Below are 5,190 nucleotides of genomic sequence, written 5' to 3'. Positions count from 1 at the left end.
ACCTCGGTGCTGACCTCGGTGCTGGACCCGAAACCGGCGCCCGGCGATACCCGGGGCGACGACACCGCCGATGTCGGCCGGTCAGGTCCGGCCGGGGCAGCCGCGTCTGGAGGGGAGATGTCCGGGTTATGCGCGGGCTCCTTATATAGTGTCAGCGGGAGGAGGATTGTCGGCCATAGTGGGCGCGCTCGGCCCTTCCGGACCGGACACGCCTTTTGCGTAGTGCCTGTCAGGCGGCGAAGGGCCGACTGAGGTCGGGATTCGCGTTGATGTTGTCGGCCGGCTCCCGGGCCGGGTCTGCAGCCCCCTGTGGCGTTGCAATCCGTGCGTCTACCAGGGGCGTCCCGATCGCAGGTTCGGGCGAGACGCGAGCAAGGAGCGCATCAAGTTCGGGACCGGTGAGCAGCGCCGCGCGGCACAGCGCGCCTGCGATCTCCTCCAGCAACGGGAGATGGGCCTCGACGATCCGAAGGGCCCTGGCCTCGGCCCGGCGCAGGTGGCCCTCGACCCGGGCGCGCAGATCGCCGTCAAGGGGGAGGCGGTCCAGTACGGTCTGCGGGCTGCCTTGCCAGACCAGGCGGTCGCCGAGGCCGAGCGAGGCTTCGATGGCAACCGCGAGCAGCGTGGCGCTCGCGAGGTCTGAGCCCTCCTCCCCGCCCGCGCCGCCCGATGGTTCCCCGAAGGCGGCGATCTCCCCGGCGCGTCCCGCAAGGTCGAGGGCAAGCGCGGCCTCCATCTCGGACCGGCGCTGGCCGATCATGAGGCGTTTGGAATGGGTGACCCCGCCATCTGCTTGCAGCGCCAGCAACTTGGGCCGGGCCACACCCGTGGCGGCCCCGACGACCGCGTGGCCCGCCTCGTGGATGGCGACCTGCCAGCGTAGGGCGTCGGGCATCGGCGGGCGCAGGTCGCGCAGGGTGGTCTCGAGATGCTCGACCGAAAGCGGGCGCTGCGCCCGCCGGGCCAGCCCCCGGGCGGACCGGACCCAGGCCGCGATTTGGGCGCCGCTCATCCCCACGGCGCGCGCGGCGAGACCGGTCAGGTCGACATCTGCCAGATCCGGCCAAGCCTGCCACCGGAGTGCGGCCGGCAGGAGGTCGGGCGTGGGGTAGCCCAGATGCAGCACCCGGTCGAAGCGGCCGGGCCTGCGAACGGCTTTGTCGATCCGTTCCACGTGATTGGTCGCGCCCATGAGGACGACGCCCTCGTGACCCTCGAAACCATCCATCGCGGCCAGAAGGCCGCTGACCACATACTCGGTCCAGCTGCGGTTGTTGTCCCCGACGCGGTCGCGGTCGCCGACGGCGTCAAGTTCGTCAATGAACAGGAGCGCGGGCGCGCGGGTGGCGGCGCGCGCGAAACATTCCCGCATCGCTTTGATCACCTCACTCCCGCGGCTGCCCTCCGCGCTCCAGTCGGCAATCGAGCCGGAAACTACCGTGATACCAGCCGATTGGGCGATCAGACGCGGCACTTCCGTCTTCCCGCTCCCCGGCGGGCCAGAAAGAAGAATTCCGCGCGTGACGTCCCGCCACGGGATTTCCCCGGCCCGCCACGCGCGCAACTCGGCGACCATTTGTTCGACGGGTTCGCGCACCTCACGCGGCAGCGGGAAATCGGCCAGCCCTGGCCCCTCGTTGACGGCGGGCGTCGTGGCTGCGACCAACGCCGCGATCGCGCCGTCCAGCGTCGGGCTGCGCAGGGCAAGGACAAGGTCCTCCGGCCCGAGCCCCTTACACTGCGCATCGTCCGGCAACAGGGCGAGCGTGGCTGCGTCGCCAGGGTTCCGTTCGCCAATGTCCGGGTAAGCGTCGGTCAGGATATCGGCCAGCATCGACCGGTCGAGCGGCGCGAGGGGGATCACACTCGGCTTCAAGGCGCGCAGGGGCGACGGCAAGGTTCCCGCCGCCACCGCTACCGCGACGACAGGGCGCCGGGTCTCCAGTACCGCCCGGACCGTGGGCACAAGCTGACCGACCAAGCCGGAGTCCCTTTTGCGGCTGTCCTTGGGCAGAACCGCCTCTTCTCCACGCACCACATGGGGCAGCGGCGCGTTGTCGGGCCAGAAAGGCGCGCGAGCGCAAAGGTGCTCGATCAGTTTGAGGAGGGTCTCATCCAGACCGGGGCTGTTCACCGCGAGAACGGTCAGCGACCCGGGTACACTCAGCGCTTGATAAAGCGCCGCAGGGCTGGGAAACGTCGCGACCAACCGCGCCATCGCAAGCGCTGCCGTAGGCCGCAACGTATAGAGGGGCGCCTCCTTGCCATCGGGAACCTGCGGCAGCGCGTCAGAAAACAGGCCGACAGCCTCGGCCGCCTCCGCTTCGACGAAATCCAAAATATCATCGAGGTCGGTCCGGGGCGCCGCGTCGGCGGTGTTTGCCGAGCGGGTCGGGTTCGAGGCCGGGGACGTGGCAGGTTTCGCCTGACGCTGCGGTGCGACCGCGGAAACCGGCGCAGAAGGCGGCACAGCGTAAGGCGGGCAGGTCATGATGACGCCGGAAATCGTCGCCCAGCCCGGATGCTCAGTGATCAGGCTCTGGCGGATCGCCGAGGCGAAACCGCGCCTGTCAGGCGCGGTGGCCGTGCCGCTGGTCGGGGAGAGGGTCGGATTGGTGGGCTGCGTCATGGGAAGCCTCCAGTCAGGATGAGAAAGGGGGAACGGTCCGCCGTACCGACGGGCCGAGAGGTGGCTCTGGTGGGGAAGTGAGGGGTGGGCGCCGGGTTCGTTCAGGCAGCGAGGTCGAGGTCTCCATCCCAGCCGCCCGGGATGGCATCCGTGTGGCCCAGCCGGGCGAGCGCCGCGTCCAGGCTCTGGCGCGGGTTCCGCCGAAGCTCCGCGATCTCGGAGGCGTGGATAACCTGCCTGAGCTGCCAGTCCGCTGTAAAGCGGATCACGTTCTCGGTCAGAACAACCGCCGCGAGAATGTCGAAGTCCTGCGGTTCATAGGGGCCGCGCCCCGTGCAACCGCGCTCGGAGCGCTGGCGCAAGGTGAAGATGTAATCACCGCGACCATTCTGCGTGTGGCGCGTCTTGACCTGAAGACGCAGGGATGCGCCACTCGGGAGGAGCAAGAGCCGGTCATGCCGCTCGTGCTCATCGGCCGGATATACCCGCTCACCCAAGCGGACAAGTGCGCTGTCGACCAGAAGTTCAGCCGCACGCCCCAGAGGTTTTGCATGACGGCAAAGGTCCTCAGTGGACATCGCGGGATAAGTGGCCAGAGCAGTCCGCGCGTCGCGGCTCTCGGTGGGGCGGGGCGGCATGGTCATGCCGGGAAGATAGGGCTGGTGCATCAGGATGCTCCGTCATTCAGGAAAGGAGAGGTGAGGGGGCCGTGCCCCCTCGGAATGGCGCGCAGGTCCGGCCCGATCAGGCCGCCAGCGACGGCCCGCAGGCGCCATCGCCGTCGGGGCCGGGCCCGCCGAAGTCCTCGAGAGACATCATCGCAGTGACCAGGTTGAAGAACCGGGCCTGCATCGCCCGCGTCCGGCGCGCGACCGCATGGTTGCCCTGCACCATGAAATACGACTGGTAGTCGATCAGCGTTTCGAAAAGGAACAGCCGCGCCTCGTCGTCATCCTTGGCGATCAGGTTGTACAGCGCATAGCCCATCTCCCACAGCGCCTGGTCCTCCTCGCGGGTCATATCCGCCGCCATAACCCGATAGAGCGCTGCATTCATGCCCTTCAGGGCCGCCTCGGCCTCCTGCATCGCGACGCCGAAGCGATCCGCCCGGACGTCTCCCGCCACCAGACGCTGAAGCGGCTGCTCGGTGCGAACGAACAGGTCCATCGCCCCCAACAAGCTGGTGAAGGCGTGCGACATCTCGGTATGCGCCACATAGGCCGTGCCAGCCATCGCGGGGCACGCCGCGCCCGCGGGCCCGGGCAGCGCGATATGCGCCGCGAGCGCGTCGAAGGCCCGGTCCAGCAGGCTGTTGTAGCGGGGGTGGTCGGGCCGATAGAGCGGGAAGAGCACCGTCTCATCGCGCATCGCGAGAAGGTTCCGGATGATAGACACCTCGGTCGGCTTGTCGGTCGTCAGGACGGTCCTGACCATCTTCGCCGTCATCTGAAGTCCGTAGGTCATCTCATCTGCGGTCTCGCCGGCAAGGATCATCGCGCAATGGGTGAGCGTGCCGGCGCGGGCCGCATCCAACGCGTCGGTGAAGGCGGACAGGGCGGGATCCTGCCCGTCATAGCTGCCGAGGTCCCGCTCGGTCTCGGTCAGCTGGACCAGCGACGCGGTCAGGGCCGTGAACCGCGCGAACATCGCGCGCAGCGGGGGTTCAGTGAACGGGGAAGTGGTGATAGTCGTACGGTTAGCCATCGGAGCCTCCTTACAGGTTCTGGCGGTTAGAGCGGGCAGGTGTTGGTAGCACCTGCCTTGCTCGCATATCGAACATATGCGATATATGCCCCATTGTCAATATGGAGCATATGCGTTATTCGTGGGTTATGAGCAAAGAAACCGTATTCCCCGTGAAAAAGCTGGTGAACCTGACGGAAGATCAGGCAAAGCGGATATCGGACTTCCGCTTCGAGAAGCGCCTTGCCTCGGAGAATGAAGCGATCAGGGTTCTCATCGGGCTCGGGCTGGATGCCTCGCGCTCGAAGGATGACCCGACTGACTGACCCCCGCCAAGTTAAGGGTTTCCGGGAACATGTTCAGGTGGGCCGGTGATCATTGTCGGGTCCGGCCGGGCAAGCTGCGCGAAGTCCGGTCTGGGTATGGTGTCCGCTCGGCCCGGACGCCGGCCGTGCAATTACCGACTGGGCGAATAGACGAGGGCGATGTTCGGGTGCAGAAAGAGGGACAGCCCGTCGGAACTTCGGGGCGCCGTAGTGTGGAAGGGGGGCGCCGTACCGCGGCGGTATCTTNTAGTGTGGAAGGGGGGCGCCGTACCGCGGCGGTATCTTGGGCTTGCCATGGGGCTGGGTGCGGAGGATGGCCGGGTCGGCCAGCCTCTGCACCCGGACCGGTAGCCCGGTGCTCAGCAGGTGATCAGGGCGATTAGTGGAGGGCGTTTCGGCGAGCAAATGGCCAACCGGACCTGCCCAAGAAAAGAACAGGAAAAACAAATCAGGGGCAGGGTGGGAAGGGTCCAGCAGGCTGCTGGTCGCAGCGATCGATCGGCTTTCGGGCCGGTCGAATCGCGAGGAGGGGTCGAGGGGGTATCCCCCTCG

Annotated in this window: 4 protein-coding genes; 1 reads left to right on the top strand and 3 read right to left on the bottom strand. The window is 67.5% G+C overall.

The window, feature by feature from the left end; translation table 11 throughout:
- Positions 1–229: 229 nt before the first annotated feature.
- The 3 genes from EP237_RS22595 to EP237_RS22585 all read right to left on the bottom strand — a co-directional run bounded on the left by EP237_RS22595 (position 230) and on the right by EP237_RS22585 (position 4,333).
- Complete coding sequence (locus EP237_RS22595) at positions 230–2,629, bottom strand: AAA family ATPase (protein ID WP_127563075.1); 2,400 nt, start codon at positions 2,627–2,629, stop codon at positions 230–232.
- A 101-nt stretch (positions 2,630–2,730) separates the two neighbouring features.
- Positions 2,731–3,297, bottom strand: coding sequence for a PDDEXK-like family protein (locus EP237_RS22590; protein ID WP_127563074.1), 567 nt, complete (start codon positions 3,295–3,297; stop codon positions 2,731–2,733).
- Between the two features lie 76 nt (positions 3,298–3,373).
- Positions 3,374–4,333 carry a hypothetical protein gene (locus EP237_RS22585; RefSeq protein ID WP_127563073.1) on the bottom strand — a complete coding sequence of 320 codons (960 nt, stop codon included), beginning with the start codon at positions 4,331–4,333 and terminating at the stop codon, positions 3,374–3,376.
- Between the two features lie 128 nt (positions 4,334–4,461).
- Here EP237_RS22585 and EP237_RS23255 point away from each other — a divergent pair, with 128 nt between their 5' ends.
- Entirely contained in the window at positions 4,462–4,638 is a 177-nt protein-coding gene (locus EP237_RS23255; protein ID WP_164744811.1) for a hypothetical protein, read from the top strand.
- The last annotated feature ends 552 nt before the right edge of the window (positions 4,639–5,190 follow it).

The sequence above is a fragment of the Nioella ostreopsis genome (genome assembly GCF_004000255.1).
Lineage (GTDB): Bacteria > Pseudomonadota > Alphaproteobacteria > Rhodobacterales > Rhodobacteraceae > Nioella > Nioella ostreopsis.
This window is presented reverse-complemented; position numbering and strand designations above follow the sequence as displayed.

What these genes read in the sequence shown, in the direction of transcription:
- EP237_RS22590 (WP_127563074.1), bottom strand. Translation starts at nt 3,297, where the DNA reads ATGCACCAGCCCTATCTTCCCGGCATGACCATGCCGCCCCGCCCCACC.
- EP237_RS22595 (WP_127563075.1), bottom strand. Translation starts at nt 2,629, where the DNA reads ATGACGCAGCCCACCAATCCGACCCTCTCCCCGACCAGCGGCACGGCC.
- EP237_RS22585 (WP_127563073.1), bottom strand. Translation starts at nt 4,333, where the DNA reads ATGGCTAACCGTACGACTATCACCACTTCCCCGTTCACTGAACCCCCG.
- EP237_RS23255 (WP_164744811.1), top strand. Translation starts at nt 4,462, where the DNA reads ATGAGCAAAGAAACCGTATTCCCCGTGAAAAAGCTGGTGAACCTGACG.